At 65.3% G+C, this 23,604-nt stretch carries 21 protein-coding genes; 9 read left to right on the top strand and 12 right to left on the bottom strand.

The features are described 5' to 3' along the window. Positions 1-2 precede the first annotated feature (2 nt). The 3 genes from QTH87_RS01430 to QTH87_RS01420 all read left to right on the top strand — a co-directional run bounded on the left by QTH87_RS01430 (position 3) and on the right by QTH87_RS01420 (position 3,407). Complete coding sequence (locus QTH87_RS01430) at positions 3-965, top strand: GDP-L-fucose synthase family protein (RefSeq protein WP_353506136.1); 963 nt, start codon at positions 3-5, stop codon at positions 963-965. Positions 966-1,011: 46 nt separating this feature from the next. After that, positions 1,012-2,049: a GDP-mannose 4,6-dehydratase gene (gene gmd, locus QTH87_RS01425; protein WP_286606269.1), complete on the top strand. Its 1,038-nt coding sequence runs from the start codon at positions 1,012-1,014 to the stop codon at positions 2,047-2,049. A gap of 254 nt (positions 2,050-2,303) precedes the next feature. After that, entirely contained in the window at positions 2,304-3,407 is a 1,104-nt protein-coding gene (locus QTH87_RS01420; RefSeq protein WP_286606268.1) for a hypothetical protein, read from the top strand. A 160-nt stretch (positions 3,408-3,567) separates the two neighbouring features. On the opposite strand, the gene rfbC is transcribed toward QTH87_RS01420, so the two are convergent. The 5 genes from rfbC to QTH87_RS01395 form a co-directional block, all read right to left on the bottom strand. After that, the gene (rfbC, locus tag QTH87_RS01415; RefSeq protein WP_286606266.1) at positions 3,568-4,116 is read right to left on the bottom strand and encodes a dTDP-4-dehydrorhamnose 3,5-epimerase; all 549 of its coding nucleotides are present in this window, start codon (positions 4,114-4,116) and stop codon (positions 3,568-3,570) included. Continuing rightward, positions 4,113-5,006 carry a glucose-1-phosphate thymidylyltransferase RfbA gene (gene rfbA / locus QTH87_RS01410; protein WP_286606263.1) on the bottom strand — a complete coding sequence of 298 codons (894 nt, stop codon included), beginning with the start codon at positions 5,004-5,006 and terminating at the stop codon, positions 4,113-4,115. Before rfbA ends, rfbC begins: the two co-directional genes overlap by 4 nt. Positions 5,007-5,028: 22 nt before the next feature. Then, positions 5,029-5,922 carry a dTDP-4-dehydrorhamnose reductase gene (gene rfbD / locus QTH87_RS01405; protein ID WP_286606262.1) on the bottom strand — a complete coding sequence of 298 codons (894 nt, stop codon included), beginning with the start codon at positions 5,920-5,922 and terminating at the stop codon, positions 5,029-5,031. After that, positions 5,919-7,001 carry a dTDP-glucose 4,6-dehydratase gene (gene rfbB / locus QTH87_RS01400; protein ID WP_286606261.1) on the bottom strand — a complete coding sequence of 361 codons (1,083 nt, stop codon included), beginning with the start codon at positions 6,999-7,001 and terminating at the stop codon, positions 5,919-5,921. Before rfbB ends, rfbD begins: the two co-directional genes overlap by 4 nt. 147 nt (positions 7,002-7,148) lie before the next feature. Continuing rightward, entirely contained in the window at positions 7,149-10,175 is a 3,027-nt protein-coding gene (locus tag QTH87_RS01395) for a glycosyltransferase (RefSeq protein ID WP_286606259.1), read from the bottom strand. A gap of 215 nt (positions 10,176-10,390) precedes the next feature. Between QTH87_RS01395 and QTH87_RS01390 the strand changes: the two genes are divergently transcribed. The 3 genes from QTH87_RS01390 (at position 10,391) to QTH87_RS01380 (ending at position 12,551) form a co-directional block, all read left to right on the top strand. Next, positions 10,391-10,921 (top strand): phasin family protein, encoded by a 531-nt coding sequence (locus QTH87_RS01390; protein WP_286606258.1) that lies wholly within the window; start codon positions 10,391-10,393, stop codon positions 10,919-10,921. Between the two features lie 111 nt (positions 10,922-11,032). After that, on the top strand, positions 11,033-11,707 hold the full coding sequence (locus QTH87_RS01385; protein ID WP_286606256.1) for a TetR/AcrR family transcriptional regulator: 675 nt from the start codon (positions 11,033-11,035) through the stop codon (positions 11,705-11,707). A gap of 13 nt (positions 11,708-11,720) precedes the next feature. Then, positions 11,721-12,551 carry a tetratricopeptide repeat protein gene (locus QTH87_RS01380; RefSeq protein WP_286606254.1) on the top strand — a complete coding sequence of 277 codons (831 nt, stop codon included), beginning with the start codon at positions 11,721-11,723 and terminating at the stop codon, positions 12,549-12,551. Between the two features lie 132 nt (positions 12,552-12,683). Here the strand turns inward: QTH87_RS01380 and QTH87_RS01375 are convergent, their stop codons facing one another. Next, positions 12,684-13,763, bottom strand: coding sequence for an acyltransferase family protein (locus tag QTH87_RS01375; RefSeq protein WP_286606252.1), 1,080 nt, complete (start codon positions 13,761-13,763; stop codon positions 12,684-12,686). Between the two features lie 148 nt (positions 13,764-13,911). Here QTH87_RS01375 and QTH87_RS01370 point away from each other — a divergent pair, with 148 nt between their 5' ends. Then, positions 13,912-14,166: an acyl-CoA-binding protein gene (locus QTH87_RS01370; protein ID WP_286606251.1), complete on the top strand. Its 255-nt coding sequence runs from the start codon at positions 13,912-13,914 to the stop codon at positions 14,164-14,166. A gap of 15 nt (positions 14,167-14,181) precedes the next feature. Here the strand turns inward: QTH87_RS01370 and QTH87_RS01365 are convergent, their stop codons facing one another. From QTH87_RS01365 to QTH87_RS01345, 5 genes are read right to left on the bottom strand one after another with little or no spacing between them, the layout of a single operon-like run. Beyond that, on the bottom strand, positions 14,182-14,496 hold the full coding sequence (locus QTH87_RS01365) for a polyhydroxyalkanoic acid system family protein (RefSeq protein ID WP_286606249.1): 315 nt from the start codon (positions 14,494-14,496) through the stop codon (positions 14,182-14,184). Continuing rightward, the gene (locus QTH87_RS01360) at positions 14,489-15,640 is read right to left on the bottom strand and encodes an aminopeptidase (RefSeq protein ID WP_286606248.1); all 1,152 of its coding nucleotides are present in this window, start codon (positions 15,638-15,640) and stop codon (positions 14,489-14,491) included. Before QTH87_RS01360 ends, QTH87_RS01365 begins: the two co-directional genes overlap by 8 nt. Then, positions 15,637-17,718, bottom strand: a complete 2,082-nt coding sequence (locus QTH87_RS01355; RefSeq protein WP_286606247.1) for a molybdopterin-containing oxidoreductase family protein — start codon at positions 17,716-17,718, stop codon at positions 15,637-15,639. The genes QTH87_RS01360 and QTH87_RS01355 overlap by 4 nt, the downstream gene beginning before the upstream one ends. Before the next feature lie 25 nt (positions 17,719-17,743). Continuing rightward, complete coding sequence (locus QTH87_RS01350) at positions 17,744-18,847, bottom strand: M14 family metallopeptidase (protein ID WP_286606245.1); 1,104 nt, start codon at positions 18,845-18,847, stop codon at positions 17,744-17,746. Beyond that, the gene (locus QTH87_RS01345; protein WP_286606244.1) at positions 18,844-20,058 is read right to left on the bottom strand and encodes a M20 aminoacylase family protein; all 1,215 of its coding nucleotides are present in this window, start codon (positions 20,056-20,058) and stop codon (positions 18,844-18,846) included. Before QTH87_RS01345 ends, QTH87_RS01350 begins: the two co-directional genes overlap by 4 nt. Before the next feature lie 87 nt (positions 20,059-20,145). On the opposite strand from QTH87_RS01345, the gene argE reads away from it, so the two are divergent. Beyond that, complete coding sequence (argE, locus tag QTH87_RS01340; RefSeq protein ID WP_286606242.1) at positions 20,146-21,354, top strand: acetylornithine deacetylase; 1,209 nt, start codon at positions 20,146-20,148, stop codon at positions 21,352-21,354. A 7-nt stretch (positions 21,355-21,361) separates the two neighbouring features. Then, a complete protein-coding gene (locus tag QTH87_RS01335; protein WP_286606241.1) occupies positions 21,362-22,594 on the top strand; it encodes a DUF445 domain-containing protein in 1,233 nt (410 codons plus the stop codon). A 132-nt stretch (positions 22,595-22,726) separates the two neighbouring features. Here the strand turns inward: QTH87_RS01335 and QTH87_RS01330 are convergent, their stop codons facing one another. After that, positions 22,727-23,500, bottom strand: coding sequence for a type III pantothenate kinase (locus tag QTH87_RS01330; protein ID WP_286606240.1), 774 nt, complete (start codon positions 23,498-23,500; stop codon positions 22,727-22,729). Positions 23,501-23,604: the final 104 nt, after the last annotated feature.

The following is a 23,604-nucleotide window of genomic DNA, read 5'->3' as shown; positions in this document are numbered from 1 at the left end:
TTTTGAATCAGAGCGTTTTCGTTGCCGGTCATCGCGGACTCGTTGGGTCCGCAACGCTCCGTGCACTCCAAAAAGAACCCGAAGCTTTCCGTCCGATCGTCCGCGCGCATTCTGAGTTAGATCTGCTTGACTCGCAGGCGACGATGGCCTTTTTCGAGGCGGAGCGGCCGGATTCAGTGGTTATGTGCGCAGCGAAGGTAGGCGGGATACTTGCAAATTCGCAGTTGCCCGTCGACTTTCTTCACAATAACTTGCGGATTCAACTTAACGTTTTTGAGGCTGCCTTTTCGATCGGCGTTAAACGTTTGATATTTCTTGGATCATCGTGTATCTATCCGCGCGATTGCCCCCAACCTATTCGAGAGGATTATTTGCTGACGGGGCCGTTGGAAGCAACTAATCGCGCTTATGCACTTGCGAAGATTGCCGGGGTTGAATCTTGCTGGTCGTACAACCGCCAGCACCATACGAATTATCTCGCTTTGATGCCGACCAACATGTACGGTCTTGGCGATAACTACCATCCCACGCATTCACATGTCTTGCCGGCGCTCATACGGCGATTTCACGAAGCCAAGATTTCCGGGGCAACAGCAGTCGAGGTTTGGGGCTCCGGCAATCCGCGCAGGGAGTTTCTCTTTTCCGAGGACCTTGGCCAGGCGATCAGCTTCTTATTGCGGATGCCTATCTCAAGTTTCACCCGCCTCACAGAACCGGAAAATGCTCCGTTGATGAATGTCGGGTGCGGATTCGATATGACGATTCGCGAGCTTGCACAGACCGTCGGAAAGATCGTGGGATACAACGGACGCATTGAATTTGACGCCAGCAAGCCAGACGGAACTCCTCAAAAGCTCCTAGATGTGAAAAAGATAGAAGCCTTGGGCTGGAAGGCCTCGACGAATTTCGAGCAAGGGATTGCCGTTGCTTATGAGGATTTTCTGTCTAAGCTATCGACGCAATAATGGACATTCTGGCGAGCGTGAATTCGGTATTATAAAGGAATTGATGATGAATAAACGTGCAGTGGTTACCGGGATTACCGGGCAAGACGGCGCCTATCTTGCCGAGTTGCTTTTGAGCAAAGGCTACACGGTCTACGGGACTTTCCGTAGGACTAGCTCCGTCAATTTCTGGCGCATAGAGGAACTGGGCATTCAAGACAACCCACGCCTTCATCTGGTCGAATATGATTTGACCGATCTTGGCAGCTCACTCACTTTAATCAAGGAAACCGATCCGCACGAGGTCTACAATCTGGCAGCGCAGAGTTTTGTTGGAGTGAGTTTCAACCAGCCCGATGCGACAGCTCAGATCACCGCGATGGGTGCGCTGCATTTGCTGGAGGCGATTCGGTTGACGAACACCGGTATCCGGTTCTATCAAGCGTCCACGTCCGAGATGTTCGGCAAAGTTCAAGCTATCCCACAAGTGGAGGATACCCCTTTCTATCCTCGGAGCCCCTATGGTGTAGCAAAGCTTTTTGCTCACTGGATGACTATCAATTACCGTGAGAGCTATGGCATCTTCGGAAGTAGCGGCATCTTGTTCAATCATGAAAGTCCGTTGCGCGGACGAGAGTTCGTGACGCGTAAGATAACGGATGGCGTTGCCAAATTGAAGCTTGGAAAGATTGACCTCTTGGAACTTGGCAATTTGGATGCCAAGCGCGACTGGGGCTTTGCCAAAGAATATGTCGAAGGTATGTGGCGAATGTTGCAGGCGGACGAACCGGATACTTTCGTTCTGGCGACCAATCGTACCGAGACGGTTCGCCAATTCGTTGACATGGCGTTCAGGGCGGCGGGGTTTGAGCTTCGTTTCGAGGGCAATGAACAACACGAAGTCGGCATCGACACCAAGAGCGGCAAGGTCTTGGTTCGCGTCAATCCCAAATATTATCGCCCCGCGGAGGTCGATTTGTTGATTGGAAATCCCGCGCGCGCCAAAGAGAAACTCGGGTGGGAACCCACGACATCATTGGAGCAACTTTGTGCAATGATGGTCGAGGCAGACCTCCGCCGCAACACCGAGGGTCACTCGTTCTAGCGGTCGGCTCATCTGTGTAACGCGCTCGGGGTGGTCTGCGCCGTTCTGGGTCTTGCGAACCAGGGCGCGCCTCGCTAATGGCCGGCACTCGACAGTCTCTGATTTTCGCGCAGTGTCCGGCAATCGGCTACCGGACAGCCGCTTTCATCATCGAGAAAGGATCCACCAGTGCCTGCGCGTTTCACCAATTTTCGGGTCAGGTTCATGGCGTTGATATGCCTAGAATGTGCCCACGCACCCTCTTGCGGAATGCCATGACCCTACGCAACATGACCCCGATTCGCCAGATCGTGCGCCTGTACAGCGCGGCTCTGTCTGCGACTCAATTGATTTCCAAGCTCACGGAAACCGTAGAGGCGTCCAGTGAAAAAATTGTGCGCAGCATCAAAGTTCAAACTGTCGCCATTCAGGCAGTTGCTGCGCAAGCTAGGGCGCCTGCGCCCACTCCGGCGTCCCCTGCAGCCACACCTGGACCGTCACCTGCTGCTGAGTGGCTTCGGCGCTTTGCGGCGCCAAGCGAGGAGTTGCTTCTTACGGATCCCGCTTGCTACGTGAACTGGCTGGGTCTGGAAACGGAGGCGGGGATGTTCGGCAACGCAGACCAAATTCGCGGCAAAGTTCTGGCGGACTTGCCTCTGCACGACGACGGCGTGTATGGCGGGAACGCCGAATATACGTCCCTCCTCAAAGCTATCGATGCGTCATCGGACCGCAAGCGCTTTGTCGCGGTTGAGTTGGGTGCCGGGTGGGGGCCATGGATCTCGGCGGTAGGGATCGTTTGCAAGCGTCTCGGAGTCAAGGACATCCAGCTTGTAGGTGTCGAGGCGCACGACGCCAAAGCCGAAATGATGCGTCAGCACCTCACGCGCAATGGCTTGATGAACGTAGACGGCGTGCATTCGAAGGTGATGCTCGGGGCAGCATGGAAGGAAGACACCGAATTGCGCTTTCCGAAGATTGACGTGCGAGACCACGGTGGCGCCGCCACGGCACACGAAGGAGATGTGGACTATCGCGGACATGAAGCCGAGCATGTGGCCGTGCAAGCCTTTTCTGTACCTACGATCTGCGCTGGATTGGGTTTCGTCGACTACATGCACTGGGATATACAGGGCGCCGAGCTCGAGACAGCTCGCGCATCTATCGACTTCCTCCAGAAGAACGTGAGATATCTTTTCATCGGCACTCATAGCCGCGCTATCGAAGGACATCTGCTGGAGCTTTTCTACGCACGCAAGTGGGAAGTGCTGCTGCAAACGCCCTGCGTATTCGACTATGACAAGTCCAAGCCTACGCTTGAGGCGATGACACGTACCGATGGCGAGATATTCCTTCGAAATCCGCACTTCGTCGGCTGATCGACGCGAAGGGCCGCGCTGACCCACCAGCGCGGAGCAAGCCATGCTCAGGGGGTGTTCTCAGAGGCGATGCAATGCGTGAGGCGCCCAACCCGCTCGCTCCTGGGGCGCGAAACGCATACAGGCGTCTTCGTCGCCAAAGGCGACCCGCACGAAGTGGCTACGCGAAATATGCAGCTTGCGCGAATGACATTGCGTTCTGATCCTTTGCCGACAGCTTGGCGGCGACAGCCATGTGGGGCCATTGAATGCCGATGATCGGATCGTTCCAAAGGATGCTTCTCTCGGCCTCCGGTGCGTAGTAGTCGGTAGTCTTGTAGAGAAAGTCTGCCGATTCGCTGGTCACCAGGAAACCATGGGCGAACCCGGCCGGGATCCACAACTGCTTGTGGTTATGTTCGCTCAGTTCAACGCCGACCCATCGGCCGAACGTCGGCGATGACTCGCGGATGTCGACGGCCACGTCGAAGACCTCCCCACGTGCCACGCGCACCAGTTTCCCCTGCGGCTGCTGGATCTGATAGTGCAGCCCGCGCAGCACACCCTTGACCGACCGCGAATGGTTGTCCTGTACGAACTCCACCTGCCGCCCCACGGCCTCGTCGAACGCCTTCTGGTTGAAGCTCTCGTAGAAGAATCCGCGCGCGTCGCCGAACACCTTTGGCTCGATGACCAGCACGTCGGGAATCGCTGTGGGCGTGACCTTCATGAACGGACTTCCTCGGCCAAAAGATGGTTGAGGTATTTGCCGTAGCCGCTCTTCTGCAACGGCGCTGCGAGCGCGGCGAGTTGCTCGTTCGTGATGAAGCCGTGACGCCAGGCGATTTCTTCGGGACAGGCGATCTTGAGCCCCTGCCGGTGCTCGAGCGTGGCGATGAACTGCCCCGCTTCCAGCAGGCTCTCGTGCGTGCCCGTGTCGAGCCACGCGTAGCCACGCTGCATGATCTGCACGCTGAGTCGGCCGCGCTCGAGGTAAGCCTGATTGACGGCAGTGATCTCCAATTCACCGCGCGCGCTCGGCTTGACCGCCTTGGCGATGTCGACGACCGTGTTGTCGTAAAAATACAGGCCCGTGACCGCGTAGCTGCTCTTCGGCTTGAGCGGCTTCTCCTCGATGCTGCTGGCCTGACCCTGGGCGTCGAACGCGACCACGCCGTATCGCTCTGGGTCCTGCACGTGGTAGGCGAACACGGTCGCGCCGTTCGTCTTCGCATCGGCGCTCGACAGCAGGTGCGCAAAGTCGTGGCCGTAGAAGAGGTTGTCCCCCAGCACCAGCGCGCTCGGCGCGTTGCCCACGAACTTGTCACCGATGATGAACGCCTGCGCCAACCCGTCAGGACTCGGCTGCACCGCGTACTGAAGGTTGATCCCCCACTGGCTGCCGTCGCCCAGCAGTTGCTGGAAGCGGGGCGTGTCCTGCGGCGTGCTGATGATCAGGATGTCGCGCATGCCGCCGAGCATCAGCGTGCTGAGCGGGTAGTAGATCATCGGCTTGTCGTACACGGGCAGCAGTTGCTTGCTCATGGCCAGCGTGGCCGGATGCAGCCGCGTGCCGGAGCCGCCGGCGAGGATGATGCCCTTGCGTTGTGTCTTCGTCATCGTTGTGGGGTTCCGTGGGTCGTCAGAGAGTCTCGGCCAGCATGCGCGCCACGCCGACCTGCCAGGGCGGCAGCGTCAGGCCGAAGGTTTCTTGCAGCTTGCGCGTATTGAGGCGCGAATTGTGCGGCCGTACCGCGGGCGTCGGGAACGCGCTGGTCGGCACGGCTTCGACCGCGTCGGGGTGGGCCTTGAGCGCCACACCCGCGGCCTGCGCCTGCGCCAGGACGAAGCGCGCGTAGCCATGCCAAGTGGTCTCGCCACCCGCCACAAGGTGATAGAGCCCGACCTTGGCCGGATCGAGCAAGGTGGCACGGATCGCATGCGCCGTGACGTCGGCCAGCAGTTCGGCACCGGTGGGCGCGCCGAACTGGTCGTCGATCACCGTGAGCCGGTCGCGTTCCTTGGCCAGGCGCAGCATGGTCTTCGCGAAGTTGCCGCCGCGGGCGGCGTAGACCCAGCTCGTGCGAAAGATCAGATGACGTGCGCACTTCTGTGCGACCAGCAACTCGCCTTCGAGCTTGGTGCTGCCGTAGACGCTGAGCGGTGCCGTGAGATCGTCTTCCAACCAGGGCTTGTTCCCGCTGCCGTCGAACACATAGTCGGTCGAGTAGTGCACCATCAGCGCGCCGATCTGCTGCGCGGCCTCCGCCACCACGCCCGGCGAGGTCGCATTGAGCTTGCGCGCGAACTCGGGCTCGCTCTCGGCCTTGTCGACGGCGGTGTGGGCGGCGGAATTGACGATCACGTCGGGCCGCACCTTCAGCACTGTTTCCGCGAGCTCCTCCGGATGGCTGAAGTCTGCATGGAAGTCGGTGCTGTCGAAGTCGAGCGCCACCACCTCGCCGAGCGGGGCCAGACTGCGCTGCAGTTCCCAGCCGACCTGGCCGCCCTTGCCGAGCAGCAGCAGCTTCGTCATGCCGCGGCCTTTGCGGCGGGCGCAGCGTCGTACTGCTTCTGCACCCATTCGCGGTATGCGCCGCTTTGCACGTTGGCGACCCACTCGGCGTTCGCGAGGTACCACTCGACGGTCTTGCGAATGCCGGTGTCGAAGGTCTCGGCCGGCTTCCAGCCCAGCTCGCGCTCGAGCTTGCGGGCATCGATCGCATAGCGGCGGTCATGGCCCGGGCGATCGGTGACGTAGCTGATCTGTTCGCGGTAGCTCTTGCCATCAGCGCGCGGACGCAGCTCGTCGAGCAGCGCGCAGACGGTATTGACGATCTCAATGTTGGGCTTCTCGTTCCATCCGCCCACGTTGTAGGTCTCGCCGAGCCGGCCGGCCTCGAGCACGCGGCGGATCGCGCTGCAATGGTCCTTGACGTAGAGCCAGTCGCGCACCTGCATGCCGTCGCCGTACACCGGCAACGGCTTGCCCGCGAGGGCGTTGACGATCATCAGCGGGATCAGCTTCTCGGGGAAATGGAAGGGGCCGTAGTTGTTCGAGCAGTTGGTCGTCACCACGGGCAGCCCGTAGGTGTGATGCCAGGCCCGCACCAGATGGTCGCTGGCGGCCTTGCTGGCCGAGTACGGGCTGTTGGGCTCGTACTTGTTCTCTTCGGTGAACGCCGGGTCGGTGGCCGACAGCGAGCCATAGACCTCGTCGGTCGAGACATGCAGGAAGCGGAAGGCAGCCTTCTGGTCGGCCGGGAGAGCATTCCAGTAGCCACGGACCGACTCGAGCAGCCTGAAAGTGCCGAGCACGTTCGTCTGGACGAAATCCTCGGGGCCGTGGATCGAGCGGTCGACATGCGACTCGGCCGCGAAGTTGAGCACCGCGCGCGGCTTGTGCTCTGCCAGCAGGCGGTCGACCAGGGCGCTGTCGCCGATGTCGCCCTGCGCGAACACATGATTCGGGTTGCCCTTGAGCGAGGCCAGGGTCTCGAGATTGCCGGCGTAGGTCAGCTTGTCGAGGTTGACGACGGGTTCGCCGGCCTTGGCCAGCCAGTCGAGTACGAAATTCGCGCCGATGAAGCCGGCGCCTCCGGTGACCAGGATCATCTGAGTCCCTCTAGATCATTGATTTCAAGCACGCCGATGGCCGACGCTCGGGGGCGAATTATCACATCTGCATTCGTTTCAATTCGTGGTGCCTGTCAGAGCAACGGCCAAGCGAAGGAACCCACCGCGCCGCGCACGAGCTTTCAATCAGACCTCGGTTGCGTGTGTTTTCGCCACCGTCGAGCCAGGAGCCTGCGACGTCGACGGCGGGCTCGACATTTCGCAGGCCATGGCACGGCTGTTGACCTCGATCAGGCGCCGCGCGATGCGCTCCCGGGCCAGGTCGTAGGCTTCGCTGAAGACCGCATTCCGCTGCACCCTGGCCTTGAGGCTCGATGGCGTCCTGAACAGCGACGTCACCTTGGGAACATAGACGAACTCATTCCGGCATGCGTACACGTTCCAGAGGACCCAGTCTTCCAGAGCGTGCATATCGAGCTCGAATCCGCCGCGCTCCACAAACAGTCGCCGCTCGAACAGGACCGACTGGATCGCCATGAAGTTGTGATGCCTCAAGACACTGACATCGAACGGCTGCAGCAGCGGCGGTGGCACGGCATGCTCCAGCTCGGCGTAGGCCTCGCCAGGCTCCGCCGGATATTCGGTCGCGATCTCGATCGCGGGTGAATAGGCGGCCACGGCCTGTGGGGCATCCTGCAATGCCTGGACCAGCAACTCGATGTGGTCGGCGAAAAGCAGATCGTCATCATCGAGAAAAACGCACCAGCGGCCTTGCGCCGCCGCAAGCCCCGCGTTGCCCGCGGCCGAGCGCCCGGCCTTCTCGATCGCCAGGTAGCGGGTCCGGAGGCCGGTCAGGGCCGCGATCTCGTCCACGATGGAGCGAAGCGTTTCCTGGCCGTCCTCCACGATCACATGCTCGATGTTCGGATAGGTCTGGTGCGCGACGGACAGGATCGCCTGGCGCAGGAAGCGGCCACGGCCGCGGTAGGTGCGCGTGACGACGCTGACCAGCGGACGGTCCTGCGCCAGGGGCTTCGCCTCGACGAAGGCGCCTTCACGGGCCATTTCATAGTCCCATTCGCGGAATGCGAAGGCTTGCTGGTTCTTCTTGCGCTGCATCAGGGCAGCCGGCGCCTTGACGCAAAGGCGCAGCAGACTTCGCGTGACGTCGCGCCGCGCGCCGGGGTACGCCTCCGGCGCCAGCACCAGGCCAAGTCCCATCAGCGGAACCGCGCGGGCATTCTTGCGGCTGCCGTACTTGAGGCGCAGATAGAGGTTGGCAAAGGTGCTGCCGGTGTACTGGAGCGGCTTGATCTCTCCCGCTTCGGCATAGCTGTAGTGCATGACGATCGCGCCCGGGCAATAGCGCAACAGGCCGCCGTTCATGCGCAGGCGATAAGACAGCTCGACGTCCTCGCCGTACATGAACAGGTTGTCGTCGTAGCCACCCACCGCATCGAAGGCGGAACGCCGCAGGAGGACGCAGGCATGGCTGTTCCAGTTCGTCGTGCCGGTTACCGGGTCGTAGAACTTCGGATGCTCGTACGGCTTCTGGCGGAACTCCCACGCCACCGCAGACCGCGAGTCGGCAACCGCCATCGACACCGCGCGGGCCAGGGAATCGGGCACGAATTCCAGATCGATGTTGGTGACCAGGCAGAACTCGCCGGCGCCTCCGGCCAATCCGGCGTTGTGACCGGCGCCGAATCCTCGGTTGGGGCGCCTCAGCAACTCGACTGCGATGCCCAGCGCTTGCAGCCGAGGCAATGCGGCTTCCAGGCGCGATGCCGTCTGATCGGAGGAATGGTTGTCGACGAATCGCAGGAATATCCGATCCCGCGGATATTCGAGTGCCGCCACGCTGTCGAGAAACGCATCGATCCAGCGCTCGCTGTTGTAGGTCACCACGCTCACGTCCACCCGTGGCCATGTCGGCGGCGCCGCCGCGGTCATGGCATCCGCGCGGACGGGTCTGTCGGTGGCGGCATTGCGCTCGCGCACCAGCGAATCGTTGGATGCCGTATTGACCTGATGGTCGTAGTTCGCACCTGCGGAACGGCTCAGCCTCGCCCGCACCCGCGCGACCACGGCGTTCCGGATGCGGCTGACGTTGGGCACGCGGTGGTACCACCCGGCCACTCGGCGACCGGCGTCGGAAAACTGGCCCCTGGCGAGCAGGCCGACCAGCCGCAGGGGCGCCGTGACGCGCCAAGAGAGACTGCGGCGCACGGCAGCCAGGTCTGCCGCATGGGCAGCGCGATCGCGAGTGAGGGCATGGATTTCGAACGCACTGACGGCGAGCCGCTCTTCCAGCTGTGCAGCGCGAGCCAGCAATTGACGATGGATTTCCGTCTGGTTCGCGGCCGGCGCCTGTCCGAGCAACGCGAGCTGTTCGTCGCGTGCCTCGACAGCCAGCCGAAGCTCCGTGACGTCCCTGTCGCGATGCTCGACCACGCCTTGCAGACGCTCGATCTCCTCCTCGCGCGCCCTCAGGATGACGCCCCGGTCGGCCATCTCGAGCTGCTGTTCGAGCCGCAACCCGAGAAGTTCGAAGAAGGGGCGCGCAAGGCCGTCGGGAGGCTCGGCCCTGTCACTGGCCACCAACTGGTTGAGAACGGGAGGAACTTCGGCGCCAACCAGCAACACGCCGAGGCCGTTGGAATGCCTGAACTCGAAGCCTGGGTAGCGTGTCTTCAGCGCATCCCACAGCCGAAAGACGCCGAAGTCGTCGCGGTGCACGGCGGTATCGTGGAAGAGCACCACGCCCCGGTTCGACATCTTCGGCAGCCAGGACTCGAAGTCGTGCAACACCGCTTCATAGGTATGCAGTCCGTCGATATGAAGCAGATCGACGCTGCCGTCCTCGAAGCGGTCCAGCGCTTCGTCGAAGGTGAGTCGCAGCAGCGTCGAAAAGCCGCCGTACAGCGGATCGTGATAGTCCGCGAGTGCCTCGAGCACGCTGCTGTCGTACTGGCCGGCATGGCTGTCGCCCTCCCAGGTGTCGACGGCATAGGCGCGGGTGGGAAGGTCCTGCGTTGCGATCGCCTGACAGAAGCTGCAGTACGAATTCCCTGAATGGGTGCCGAGCTCGACGAGCAGGTTAGGGCGCAGTTCGCCCATCAGCCAGGAGGCGAACGGTATGTGCCCCACCCACGAGCCGGGCCACACCAGCCGCGCTGGCTCCACGAGGGACGCTTTGTTCAGCAGATTCAAGATGTCTCTCTGTATTGCGATCGCGCCGATTCCTGATCGTACGCATTCGTTTCACCGAAGTTTGCAATTTTCGCCTGCATTTGACGGTTGCTAGCGGCGGCGCCGAATGTAGGCCGATCCCGCCTACGCCTCGCAGCCTCTTGCTTGGCATTCGCACCTAAAAAACCATGCGCTTGTGCACTAAAGTCGAACGCCTCAACGTCTCAGGTGATTCCATGGAAAAGCGAACTCCCGAATCCGATCCCGGCGCCGCCGCCACCGACCGCATCAAGGACTCCGCCCAGCAGATCTGGCTCGCCGGCCTCGGCGCCTTCGCCAAGATGCAGCAGGAAGGCAGCAAGGCGTTCGAAGCACTGGTGAAGGACGGCGCGGGGGTGCAGAAGAAGACCCAGCAGGCCGCGGAGGAGACGCTGGCCCAGGCGCAGGCGCGCATGGCCGGCTTCGCGAACGAGTTCGGCACCAAGGCCGCAGGCGGCTGGGGCAAGCTCGAGAACATCTTCGAGGAGCGCGTGGCGCGGGCGCTCGAGAAGCTCGGCATGCCCTCGGCAGAGGACGTTGCAGCGCTTCGAACCCGCGTCGACGCGCTTGAGGCCGAGCTCAGGCGGCGCGACAGCGAGACGAGCCGGCCGGCGCGCGCCGCAGCAGCCGCAGCAGCGCCCCGCAAGACCGCTGCACGCAAGGCGCCTGCCGAAGCTGCGGCCAGCAAGCCCTCTCGCCGTCGCGCCAGACCCGGCAGCGAAGGTTGATGCAGAGGATCTCGCCCGCTCACTGAGGAGGCAGGGCATCCGGATCGGCCCCTGTCCGGCCGCCACCGACTTCGGCTAGAGTCGGCCCCAGAGACAAACCGGGGTTCCGACATGGCCAAGAAAGCGCCACGCCGCACTGCACAACGCATCCTCGAGACCGCACTTGACCTGTTCAACCGGTTCGGGGAGCCGAACGTCTCGACCACGCTGGTGGCGGGCGAGCTCAACATCAGCCCCGGCAACCTCTACTACCACTACCCTGCCAAGGACGAGCTGATCAACCGGCTCTACGAGGGCTACGAGGCCGAGTTGCTCGAACTGCTGCACGCCAGCGAGGGCGTGCACGACGTGGAGGACGCCTGGTTCTTCATGCACAGCCTGTTCGAGCTGATCTGGCGCTACCGCTTCCTCTACCGCGATCTCAACGATCTGCTGAGCAAGAACCGCCACCTCGAAACCCAGCTGCAACTGGTGCTCAAGAACAAGGCGCGCGCGATCCGTGCCTTGATCGCGGGGCTCGGGGCCGAGGGCCATCTGGACATCGATTCGCGCGAGGTCGACACGCTCGCGCAGAGCATGGTGGTGGTGCTGACCTACTGGCTCAGCTTCGAGTACGTGCGCAACCCGCGCGAGGCCCTGGAGCCGGCCCATGCCCAGAGCGCGCTGCTGCGCGGCGCCCATCACACGCTGCACCTGCTCGCGCCCTATCTGGCGACCGAGCAACGACGGCATCTGCTGACACTGAGCAGTGCCTACGCCGGCGAAGATCAACCCGCGACTGCCTGAATTCATTCTTCGCATGAACCCATCGCCATCCGATCCGCGCTCGCTGCTCACGCCCGCCGAGACCGATGCGTCGGCGCAATGGACGCGCCATCCCTACCCGGACGCGCCGCGCTTCAGCGCCGACGACCTGGCTGCGCACTGGCCCCGCCTGCATGCGGGACAGGGGCTGCCGCCGCCCGCGCAGGGGCCCCTGGCCGAAGGCTGGGCGCTCTATCACAGCGGCGATTTCGAACGCGCTGCGGCACTCGGTCTGCGCCATGGCGGCGAGGGCATTGCGCTCGCCAACCAGGCGACCGCGATCTACGCCAACTACCTCGAGCCGCGCGAATCGGTGCGGCTGGCATTGTTCAAGCAGGTGGCCGAACGCGCCACGGCGCAGATTGCCCATCATCACGACGATTGCCAGGCACTCTATTGGCAGGCCTACGCCCTCGGACGTTACAGCCAGGGCATCAGCGTGGCGCGCGCACTTGCCCAGGGCCTGGGCAGCAAGGTCAAGGGCGCCCTGGAGCGCGTGATCGAACTGCGCCCTGACCATGCCGACGCCCACGTGGCGCTCGCGGCCTTCCACGCCGAGGTGGTCGACAAGGTGGGCTCGCTGGTGGCTCGCATGACCTACGGCGCCCGCGCCGACGCCTCGTTGGCTCTGTTCGAGCGCGGCCTGCAGCTCAACCCGAATTCGGCCAGCGCCTTGATGGAATACGCCCGTGGCCTGCTGATGCTGCAAGGTGAATCCCGCATCGCCGAAGCCACGCGGCTCTACGAGAGGGCGTCTCGCCTCCAGCCGGCGGATGCGCGCGAAAAGCTCGACGTCGAATTGGCGCGGGCGGGCCTGTCGGATTGAATCGACGGCGCATTTGACGGGGCAGGCTTCGCCTTTTTACGTCCGTCGGTGGATTTTTGCCGGACCGGTGCAGTCCAACCCGTTGCACGAGCTCCGGCGTGCATTTGGAGAGGCGATGGCCGGGAATGGCTGTCACGCACCCACGGATGACGACGCTTCGGATTGCAGCTTGATTTTCGCGCCCCGCGTCGGCTTGTAGCGCAGCGAAGGCTTCTCGATCCAATGCCACGAAACTGCGGCCAAGGCCAGCGTGGCTCCCAGAGTCAGCAACAGCGGAATCTGCAGACCCAGTCGCAGTCCCATCGTCTGATAGAGCGCCTGCTGGATCGGAAACGCGTAGAGATACAAGCCATAGGAAAAATCGCCGAAACGACCAGCTTCACGGATATAGGGGGTGCTCAGCATCCCGAGAGCCAATACGGCATAAGGGAACAAGAGGGCATCGACCCACCGATTGACCGACAGGGGAAGCGCAAAAATAAGTGCGATCGATACGACCGCCAGGACAAGACTTGGCTTGAATCGATCGCCAAGGCTGGCAATGAACGCTCCGCCCACAAAATAGACGCCAACTTCGAGCGTGGCAGTGACGGAGGTGCCCCAAACGATGGGCGGCGGCCCCACCCGCACCTCCGACAGATAGTATTTGCCCAACACGGACGCCAACAGCGCGCCAGCCCACAACACGCGCGACGACACGCGAAGCGCGGCGCATAGCCCCAAGAATGCCACCAGAAGATACATCGAGAACTCTGCAGGCAAACTCCAAAGCGACCCGTTGACCACGGCCTTGATCACATTCCCTTCGAAAAGCCCGGGCAGCGAATATGCAACATAGAGCCAGACGTTGGAGAAGTAGCCGTATGTCGCCCGGCTCGAAAAATACTCTCGCGCTGACAAGTTGGTGAAGATCGGCCCGAGCAGGAAGACCGAAAACACGCAAACACCGATCAGCGCCGGAAAAATCCTCAACGATCTTTTCAGCATGAAGCGCGGCAGATTGGCATCGAACTTCCAGCTCGAGGCCACCAGATAGCCCGAGATCGCGAAGAATATTTCCACGCCAAGCACGTGAACACCCTTTCCGAGCAGCCCCGGCACCGATTCCAGACGCCCGAACACCACGTAGTGGTGACCGAGGATCACAAGCGCAGCAGCCAGCAGCCTCAGGAAGTCAAAGTTGTTCGAGGGATGTCCGCTTGGCGTGCGCATGTTTGTCGATGGGCGAAAGAGCCGTGTCCTAGGTTCGAGCATCCGGACTCACCGTCGGGGTCCGACCCGGATTGTCCACCGAACGATGCCTCCAGACCGCGGCCTCGGCCCCCCTAAAATTGCAGCTCCCTTTTTCCACGCTCTCGCCATGTCCGACCTGAACACCCTGTTCGAAACCGCACAAGCCAATTCCAAGCTGCTCGCCGAGCGTCCGGACAACCCCACGCTGCTCAAGATCTACGGCCTTTTCAAGCAGGCCACCGCAGGCGACAACACCGAGAAGAAGCCCAGCTTCAGCGACATCGTGGCACGCGCCAAGTGGGATGCCTGGACCTCGCGCAAGGGCCTGACGGCCGACGAGGCCAAGCAGCAGTACGTCGACCTGATCGAATCGCTGCGCTGAGCCTCTGACAGCGCCTCAGCCCTGACTCTTCGCCGCCCCCAGCAACTCATCCAGGCTTTGCGCAAGCCTCTGCGAGATCTGCTCCCCGAATGCCGCGAACAGAAAGCCCAGTGTCGCCTCGAGCCTGAAGTGCCCGGCGCCGACCTCGACCCGGCCGTCGACGCCGGCGCGCGTGAATTGCGCCGTGTCAGCTTGCTCGCCCTCTTCGGCCTCCCGGTAGCTGCAGCTCAGGCCGTAGGCGGCCTCGGCCTGCTGCATCCAGCGCCGCGCCACCTTGCGGGCGCGAACCAGGCCGAGCGTGTGGTTGCGTTCGATCAGGATGTCAGCCACCGCGGTCTCCGTTTCCGGACTTGGCCTTTGTCGGCACCGCCCCGGCCGTGGCCGGCAACGCATCGACGCGCAGCGCCTCGCGGCGCTCGGCCCTGGGCAGTTCCGCGAGCTTCCTGACTGCCGCATAGAAGCGCGGCCAGTCGCGACCCTCGCGCTCGAACAGCGCCTCGAAGCCGGGCACCAGCTCGTCGTAGGCGGCCTGGGCCGCGAAGGTGGCGTTGTTGGCACGGGGCACCCAGCCGTCGTAGGCGCCCTGACGCGGGCCCGCGGGCCAGTCTGCGCGCAGCCTTGCGTAGCGTTCACGGAATTCCGCCATCGCGCGCTGCTTCATCGCATCGACCGCGGGCCAGTCCTGGGCCTTGGCCTCGGGCGAGTCGTAGACCGCCTGCAAGGCGCGCCGGGTGTCGGCCATGAGTGCCCGGAACTGCTGGCGGCGGGCGTCGAACTGCGCATATTCGGTGCGGGCCGCATCGCCGGCCTGCGACGCCAGCCAGCGCGCACCGCCGATGCGCTCGACCGCGGTGGCAAAAGACTCGTTGAACATGGTGTCGTCGGGCACATAGAGCACCTGGTGCGCGAGTTCGTGGAACACCATGCGCGCGAGTTCGCCCTCGGGGTAGCCGATGAAGGTCGAGAGCAGCGGATCGCCGCCAGCCCAGTTCATCCAGCCCAGGGTGGAATAGGCCGGCACCGGGTAGACGGCGCTCTCGAGCCCCTCGCCCTGCAGCGATGCTGCTTCCGCCCTGGCGGCGGCCTCGTCGTAGTAGCCGCGGTAGCCCACGCAGCCCGCCACCGGGAAGCACCAGGTCTTGAGCTTGAGCGAATGCGCGGGTGCCGCCACCACGTTCCAGAGCGCGGCGTTGCGGTGCAGGTCGGCATAGGACTTGTAGCTCGCGTTGTCGGGCAGGCCGAGATCCGCGACCGCGAACGTCCGGATGCGCTGCGACAGTTCGAGCTTGGTCTTGAGCGCCTGCGAGGTGGCCGGGTCGTCGAGCCATTCGGGCACCGGCCGCGCGGCGCGCATCAGGCCCAGATGGCCGCTGGCCGACTGCCAGTAGTAGCCCAGGTCGGCGCAACCGGCCAGCAGCAGCAGCGCGGCCGCGGTCACCGCGAGCACGGCGGCGCCACGCCGGCCGAATCTCACGATGCGGCCACCTCGGCCGGGGCTGCGGCAGTTGCGACGGGGACCGCCTCGACCTCGACCAGGCAGTCGTAGAAGGTGGGGCCGCGGCCGATGTCGGTCAGGCGCTGGCTCGTGAGCTGGTTGACGTTGGTGCCGTCCAGGCCGAGCTTGCGCCACCAGATGCCCAGGCCGTGCACCACGCCGGGCCGCGCGCGGCGCGAGATCTCGGCCCGGCAGCGATGCTCGCCGCGCTGGTTGTAGATGCGCACGGTGGCGCCGTCGGCGATGCCGCGCGCGGCGGCGTCGGCCGCGTGGATCTCGAGCAACGGCTCGCCCTCGATCGCGCGCAGGCTGCGCACGTTGACGAAGCTCGAGTTGAGGAAGTTGCGCGCCGGCGGCGAGATCATCGCAAGCGGATATTCCTTCGAGCTGCCGAAGCTCTCGTAGTTGGGCACGTGGTCCGGCAGGCCGTCCTGGCCCTGCGCCGCGAGCCGTTCGCTGAAGAATTCGCAGCGCCCTGAAGCGGTCGGGAAGCCGCCTTCGGCATACGGCGCATCGGGCAGCTTCAGCGACGCAAAGCCCTGCGCCTTCAGCAGTTCGAAGTCGATGGTCGCGGCGGCGAAGGCGCTGCGACAGATCGCCTCGTCGTCGTCGCGAAAGCAGGGCTCGTCGAAGCCCATGCGCGCGGCCAGATCGCGGAACACCTGGCCATTGCTGCGCGCCTCGCCGCGCGGCGCCACCGCGGGCCGATTCAGCAGCACGTCGGTGTGGCCATAGCTCGTGTGGATGTCCCAGTGCTCGAGCTGCGTGGTGGCCGGCAGCAGGTAGTCGGCATAGTCGGCGGTGTCGGTCTGGAACTGCTCGAGCACCACGGTGAAGAGGTCCTCGCGCGCGAAGCCCGCCACGACATTGGCCGAATCGGGCGCCACTGCCACCGGGTTGCTGTTGTAGACGACGATGGCCTCGACCGGGTTCGCGCGGTCGGTCAATGCATCGCCGATGGTGCTCATGTTGATGGTGCGCGGCCGCCGGCCGGCCAGCAGCTCGGGCCGCTGCAGCGCCGCGCGGTCGACCGGGTAGAGGCCCGAACTGCTCAGCAGCACACCGCCCGCCCGATGGCGCCAGGCGCCGACCAGCGCCGGCAGGCAGGCCACGGCGCGCGCCGCGTTTCCGCCGCCACGCACGCGCTGCATGCCGTAGTTCAGGCGGATCGCGGCCGGCTTCGTGGTGCCGTAGGCGCGCGCCAGTTCGACGATCTGCGCCTCGGGCAGGCCGCACACGGCGGCCGCGCGCGCCGGTGGCCATTGAAGCGCGCGCTCGCGCAATGCCTCCCAGCCCAGCGTATGGCGCGCAATGTAGTCATGGTCGAGCCAGTCGTTGACGATCAGCTCGTGCATCAGCGCGAGCGCCAGCGCGCCATCGGTGCCGGGCAGCAGGGCCACGTGCTCGTCGCACTTGTCGGCGGTCTCGGTCTTGCGCGGATCGATGCAGACCAGCCGCGCGCCCGCGCGCCGGGCCGCCTGCGCATGGCGCCAGAAATGCAGGTTGCTCGCGATCGAGTTGCTGCCCCAGATCAGGATCAGCTTCGATTCGGCGAAGAACTCGATCCGCATGCCGACCTTGCCGCCCAGCGTGTAGGCCATGGCTTCGCCGCCCGCCGTCGAGCAGATGGTGCGGTCCAGCAGCGAGGCGCCGAGCTTGTGGAAGAAGCGGCGGTCCATCGATTCGCCCTGCACCAGGCCCATGGTGCCGGCGTAGCTGTAGGGCAGGATCGCCTCGGGATTGCGGCGCGCGATGGCGCCCAGGCGGGCCGCGATGTCGTCGAGCGCCTCGTCCCAGCTCACGGGCTCGAAGCGGCCGCTGCCCTTGAGCCCCACGCGCCGCATCGGCTGGACCAGGCGTTCGGGGTGGTCGTTGCGCTCGATGTAGCGCGAGACCTTGGTGCACAGCACGCCGGCCGTGTGCGGGTGCGCCGGATTGCCCTGCAGCTTGACGGCGATGCCGTCCTTCACGGTGGTCACAAGGGCGCAGGTGTCGGGGCAGTCGTGCGGGCAGGCGCCGAGCACCTGGACGCCCTCGGCGGAAATGGGGGAAGTCATCGTCGTTATGCGGATCGAATGCGGCTCAGGACGACTTGCCGGTCAGACCATCCACCGCCTGGAACATCGCCTGCCGGGCCTGGCTGATGATCTGGCCGCGCCAGGCGTCGGTGTCGGTATAGAAGGCCTCGACCATCCGGGCGCGGATCGATGCGGCCAGTTCGTCCGGGGCCTCGGGGTGCTTGTGCAGCCAGTGGTCGCCGCGCAGGGCTCCGACCACCTCCATCACCGGCACCGTGCCGTACTCGAGCGCGATGCCGGTGTACTCGGCCTCGGGGCACTCCTCGTAGACCGAGCTCCACATCAGGCCCGTGAGAAAGGCAGAGGTCGACGAGCCGTCGTAGATCGACGTGACCGGCGCGGCCGGCGTGCCCCACCAGGCATTGGCACGCGCATACGCGGCCTTGTCGTCGCGGCACGAAAAGATGCGCTCGCCGAGTCCGTTCGGGCCTAGACCCGTGTGAAGGTCGATCCAGGCCAGCCGGCGCGCCGACTGCGCATGCGTGCGCAGGACCTCGCGCAGCGTGCGGTTGCTCCAGGTCGGGGCCTTGCCGCCAAAGAACAGGCCGTCTTCGAACTGGTACTGGCCCGACGTGACCGCGGCCTGGTAGGCGGTGGCGCCATGGCGCTCGATCCATTCGCCGATCGCGGTCTCGTTGGCGGCGGTCGGCGGCCACTGGGCGGGCAGCAGCAACGCATGAAGCTCGGCGTAGTTCGCATTGACCGGCAGCGGTCCGCTGAAGTCGAAGAAGTTGCGATTCAGGTCGCAGTTCTCGTTCGTCACGCGGCGCCCGTGCGAGAAGCCGTGCGGGTTGAGCGCATGCACGTACAGCACCGCGACGCCCTGGCTGCGGGCCTTCTCGCGCCATTCGGCATCGTGCAGTGCAAACACCTGCACGCCGCTGCCGCAGTGGCCCTCGACGCCATGGCAGGCGCTGGTGACGATCAGCAATTGCTCGGCCTGCGGATCGCCGTCGAGCGCGACGTCCATCGCCAGCTCCTCGCCGTCGCGGCCCTTCAGCGGATGCAGATGCGAGCGCACCTCGAGGCCGGCGGCCGCGCAACCCTGCAGGAACTTCTGGCGCGCCTGTGCGTAGCGCGCGGAAAAGGCTTCGCCGACGCCGATCATGCGGCGGCTCCCGCGCCCAGCTTCGGGCCGTTGAGGAACTGCTCGGCCAGCTCGACCCAGCAGGTGGCGCCGAGCGGGATCAGGTCGTCGTTGAAGTCGTAGCTCGCGTTGTGCAGCATGCAGGGCCCGTCGCCGTGATGCGCCACGCGGTGGCTGCCGTCGCCGTTGCCGATGAAGGCATAGGCGCCCGGCCGGGCCAGCAGCATGAACGAGAAGTCCTCGGCGGTCATCGCGGGCTCCTGCACCAGCACGTTGTCCGCGCCGACGATGCCGGCCATCACGCGGCGCGCGAAGTCGGCCTCGGGCGGGGAATTGATGGTCGGCGGGTAGTTGCGGTGGAAGTGGAAGTCGCAGTGCGTCTCGTGCGCCGCGCAGACGTGCTCGGCGATCGTCTTCATGCGCGACTCGATCAGGTCGAGCACCTCGAGCGAGAAGGTGCGCACCGTACCCCGGATCTCGCAGGTGTCGGGAATCACGTTGCTGGCCTCGCCGCCATGGATCATCGTGACCGAGATCACGCCGGCGTCGGTCGGCTTCTTGTTGCGGGTGATGATGGTCTGGAAGGCCTGCACCATCTCGCAGGCCACCGGCACCGGATCGATGCCGGTGTGCGGCTGGGCCGCATGGCCGCCCTTGCCGGTGATCTTCACGGTGAACTCGTTGCTCGAGGCCATGGCGGGACCGGGGCTGACCGCGAACTGGCCGGCCTTCATGCCGGGCCAGTTGTGCATGCCGAACACCGCCTCCATGGGGAACTGCTCGAACAGGCCTTCCTTGATCATCTCGCGGGCGCCGCCGCCGCCCTCCTCGGCCGGCTGGAAGATCAGGTAGACGGTGCCGTCGAAGTTGCGGTTCTTCGCCAGGTGCTGGGCCGCCGCCAGCAGCATCGCCGTGTGGCCGTCGTGGCCGCAGGCGTGCATCTTGCCCTGGTGCTTGCTCGCATGCTCGAAGGTGTTGAGCTCGGTGACCGGCAGCGCGTCCATGTCGGCGCGCAGGCCCACGGCGCGGTCGCTGCTGCCGTTCTTCACGATGCCGACCACGCCGGTGGTGCCCAGCCCGCGGTGGATCGGGATGCCCCATTCGGTGAGCTTGGCCGCCACCACGTCGGCGGTGCGCACCTCCTGGAAGCAGAGTTCGGGGTGGGCATGGAGGTCGCGTCGCACCGCGGCGATGCCGGCCGCCTGGGTGACGAGGGAATCGATGAGTTTCATGGGGCAAGAGTCTAGGCTTTGCGGGCAGCCGCCGCAAAGATCGTGCCCCATACCCGTCGGCGCCGAACTTCCGTGAGAATGACCCTCATGTCACACGTCCTTTCCAACCGAAGCCTCGAACTCGCGCAGACCCTGGTGCGCATGAACACGGTCAGCGCCAACAGCAACCTCGAGCTGATCGACTTTGCGCGCGATCACCTCGCGGGACTGGGCATCCGCAGCCGGCTGACCTACAACGCCGACCGCACCAAGGCCAACCTGTTCGCCACGCTGGGAGCCGGAAAGAAGGCCGGCGTGATCGTCTCCGGCCACACAGACACGGTGCCCTGGGATGGCCAGGACTGGAGCGTGGACCCGCTGTCGGCCATCGTGCAGGACTGGCCGGCCGACGACGCCAACGCCGATGCGGCGCGCGTCGAGCCCCGCCTCTACGGCCGCGGAGCCGCCGACATGAAGAGCTTCATCGCGATCGCTCTGGCCAACGCCGAGCGCTTCATCGAGAGCGATTCCCCTTTCGCGGTGCATTTCGCCTTCAGCTACGACGAGGAAGTGGGCTGCTTCGGCGTGCGCGAGCTGATCGCCGACATGAAGGACCAGGGCATCAAGCCGCTGGCCTGCGTGATCGGCGAGCCGACCCTGATGGTGCCGGCCATCGCGCACAAGGGCGTCTACCGCTACAAGTGCTGCGTGCGCGGCAAGGAAGCCCATTCCTCGCTCACCCCGCAGTCGGTCAATGCGATCGAGATGGCGGCGCGCGTGGTGGGCAAGCTGCGCGACATGGCCGAGGGCTTCGAGCGCGAGGAGCGCCGCTACGAGGGGTTCGACGTGCCCTTCAGCACCGCCAGCGTGGGCCAGTTCCACGGCGGCATCGCCGACAACGTGGTGCCGCGCGACGCCGAGTTCCGCTACGAATTCCGCAACCTGCCGACCGCCGACGCGGCCCTGATGCAGAAGGAAGTGCTGGCCTATGCGAGCCGCACCGAGGCGGCGATGAAGAAGGTCGCGCCCGATGCCGGCTTCAGCTTCGAGACCATCTGCGAGATCCCGAGCTTCCTGAGCTCGGCCGAGGAGCCGGTCACGCGCATGGCCCAGCGGCTGGCCAAGGAATCGCGCACCACGCTGGTCGCCTTCGGCACCGAGGCGGGGCTGTTCCGCAATGCCGGCATCCCGACCGTCGTCTGCGGCCCCGGCAGCATCGTGCAGGCGCACCAGCCCGACGAGTACGTCACGCTCGAGCAGTTGGCGCGCTGCGAGCTGTTCCTGCGCGGCCTCGCGAGCACCCGGGAGATCCGCTAGGTCCGCCATGAAGCGGATCGCGCTGGCCCTGCTGGGCGCTGCCGCGCTGCTCTACGCGCTGGCGACCGCGCTCGAGGCACGCCCGGCGGCCTGGGCGGGCTGGGGCTACGTGGCGGCCTTCGCCGAGGCCGCCATGGTCGGCGCCATCGCGGACTGGTTCGCAGTGGTGGCATTGTTCCGCCATCCGCTCGGGCTGCCGATCCCCCACACCGCGATCATCCCGGCCAACAAGGACCGCATCGGCGCCAAGCTGGCCGGCTTCATCGTCGACAACTTCCTGAGCACGCCGCAGGTCCTGGCCAAGCTCGCGCAGTTCGATCCGGCGGCGCGGCTGGCCGAGTGGCTGTCGCGCCCCGCGAGCACCGAGAAGCTCGGCGGCCACCTGGTGGCCGCGGCGCGCTACGGGCTGGCGGCTTTCGACGACGCGCGCGTGCGCGACTTCCTCGGCCGCATGGCGACCGCCGGCCTGGCGCAGGTCGACCTCGCGCGCCTTGCCGGCCAGGCGCTCGACGCGCTGACCGCGGGCGGGCGCCACCAGGCGCTGCTCGACGACCTGCTGCAGCAGGTGTCGGCGGTGGTCGAGGGGGAGGAAGTCCAGGAGCGCATCACCGAGGCGATCGCGCGCGAGATCAAGGCGCTGCGCTACGTCGGACTGGACCAGATGGCGGCCAAGCTCGCGACCCGCAAGATCGTGGCGGCCGCGGTCCACACGCTCGGCGAGATGGCCGCGGAGCCGGCGCATCCGCTGCGGCAGCGCTTTGACGCCTACATGACCGACTTCGTCGAGCGGCTCAAGACCGACCCTGAATTCCAGCGCCGCGGCGAGGCCATCCGGGCCGAGCTGCAGGCGCATCCGGCGCTCGGCGACTACCTGCACGGCCTGTGGAGCGAGCTGCTGGGCTGGCTGCACGACGACCTCGCCAAGGAGGATTCGAGCATCCGCCAGCGCCTGGTGGGCCTCGCCGGCGGGCTCGGCGCCCGCCTGGCCGCCGACGAGCCGATGCGGCGCTGGATCAACGAGCAGATCGTGGATGCCGCGCCGCGCGCCATCGAGCGCTATCGCGAGGACATCCGCCGCTACATCGTCGAGCGCGTCGCCGAGTGGAATGCCGACGAGATGACGGTCGAGCTCGAGCGCAACATCGGCCGCGACCTGCAGTTCATCCGCGTCAACGGCACGCTGGTGGGCGGGCTGGTGGGGCTGCTGATCCACACCGCGACGCAACTCTGGAAAGGCTGAAGAGGCATCAGGCCCGCGAAGTGGGGGAGCGTGGGGGCGACATCAGGCCGGCGCCGGGCCGCTCCCAAGGCGGCCTGCGGCCCCCTCGGGGGGCAGCGACCCACACGAAGTGGGGGAGCGTGGGGGCCACATTCACCCGGGCAGCATGCGCTCCTCGGCAATGACCAGCAGGCCGTCCATGATCAGGCTGTCGACCAGTTCGAAGTCGCCGTTCATGCTCGGCGCCATCTTCCAGCCGGCGCCGCCGGTCATGAAGCAGGCCGGCTCTGCGCCGCAATGCGCGCGCACGTGCTGCACCATGCGCTCGACCGCGCCCGCGATCGCGTAGGTGCCGCCGCTCGTGAGGGCGTCGCTGGTGTTGGTCGGGAATTCGCGCACCTCGCCGGTCGGCACGTGCAGTCCGGCGGTGCCCGATTCGAGCGCCCGCAGCATGATGCCGTGGCCCGGCAGGATCAGGCCGCCCAGGAAGCGGCCGTTGGCGTCGACCGCCTCGACCGTCACCGCGGTGCCGATCATGACCACCACCATCGGCCGCGCGGCGCCCTGCGTCAGCATGCGCTGGCGGGCACCGATCATGGCCACCCAGCGGTCGGCGCCGAGTCGCGTGGGATGGTCGTAGCCGTTGACGATGCCGGCCTCGGCCACGCTCGACACCACCCAGCGCGGCGAGCATTCGAAGCGCTCCACGATCTGCTCCTCGGCCCGGCGCCGCACGGCGTCGCCGGCCACCACGCAGCCCAGCATCGAATCGGGCGATGCGAGTTCGGCCCACGGGCCTTCGGCCAGGCGCTCGATGTGGTCGAGGAACTCGGCGCCGTGGGCGATCGGCCGGGCACCGGGACGCGCGCCGTCGTAGATGGACCACTTGAGGCGGGTGTTGCCGATGTCGATCGCGAGGAATGCCATGCGCCGGATTATTGCGAGTTGTGCTTACGGGTGCTTGCACTTGCGCGCCGCCCGCCTACGTGAATCCGCTTTCGCGCGCCGTAAAGTGGCCCGTCGATCCACAG

The organism is Variovorax jilinensis (assembly GCF_030316885.1).
Taxonomy (GTDB): Bacteria; Pseudomonadota; Gammaproteobacteria; order Burkholderiales; family Burkholderiaceae_C; genus Variovorax; species Variovorax jilinensis.
This window is presented reverse-complemented; position numbering and strand designations above follow the sequence as displayed.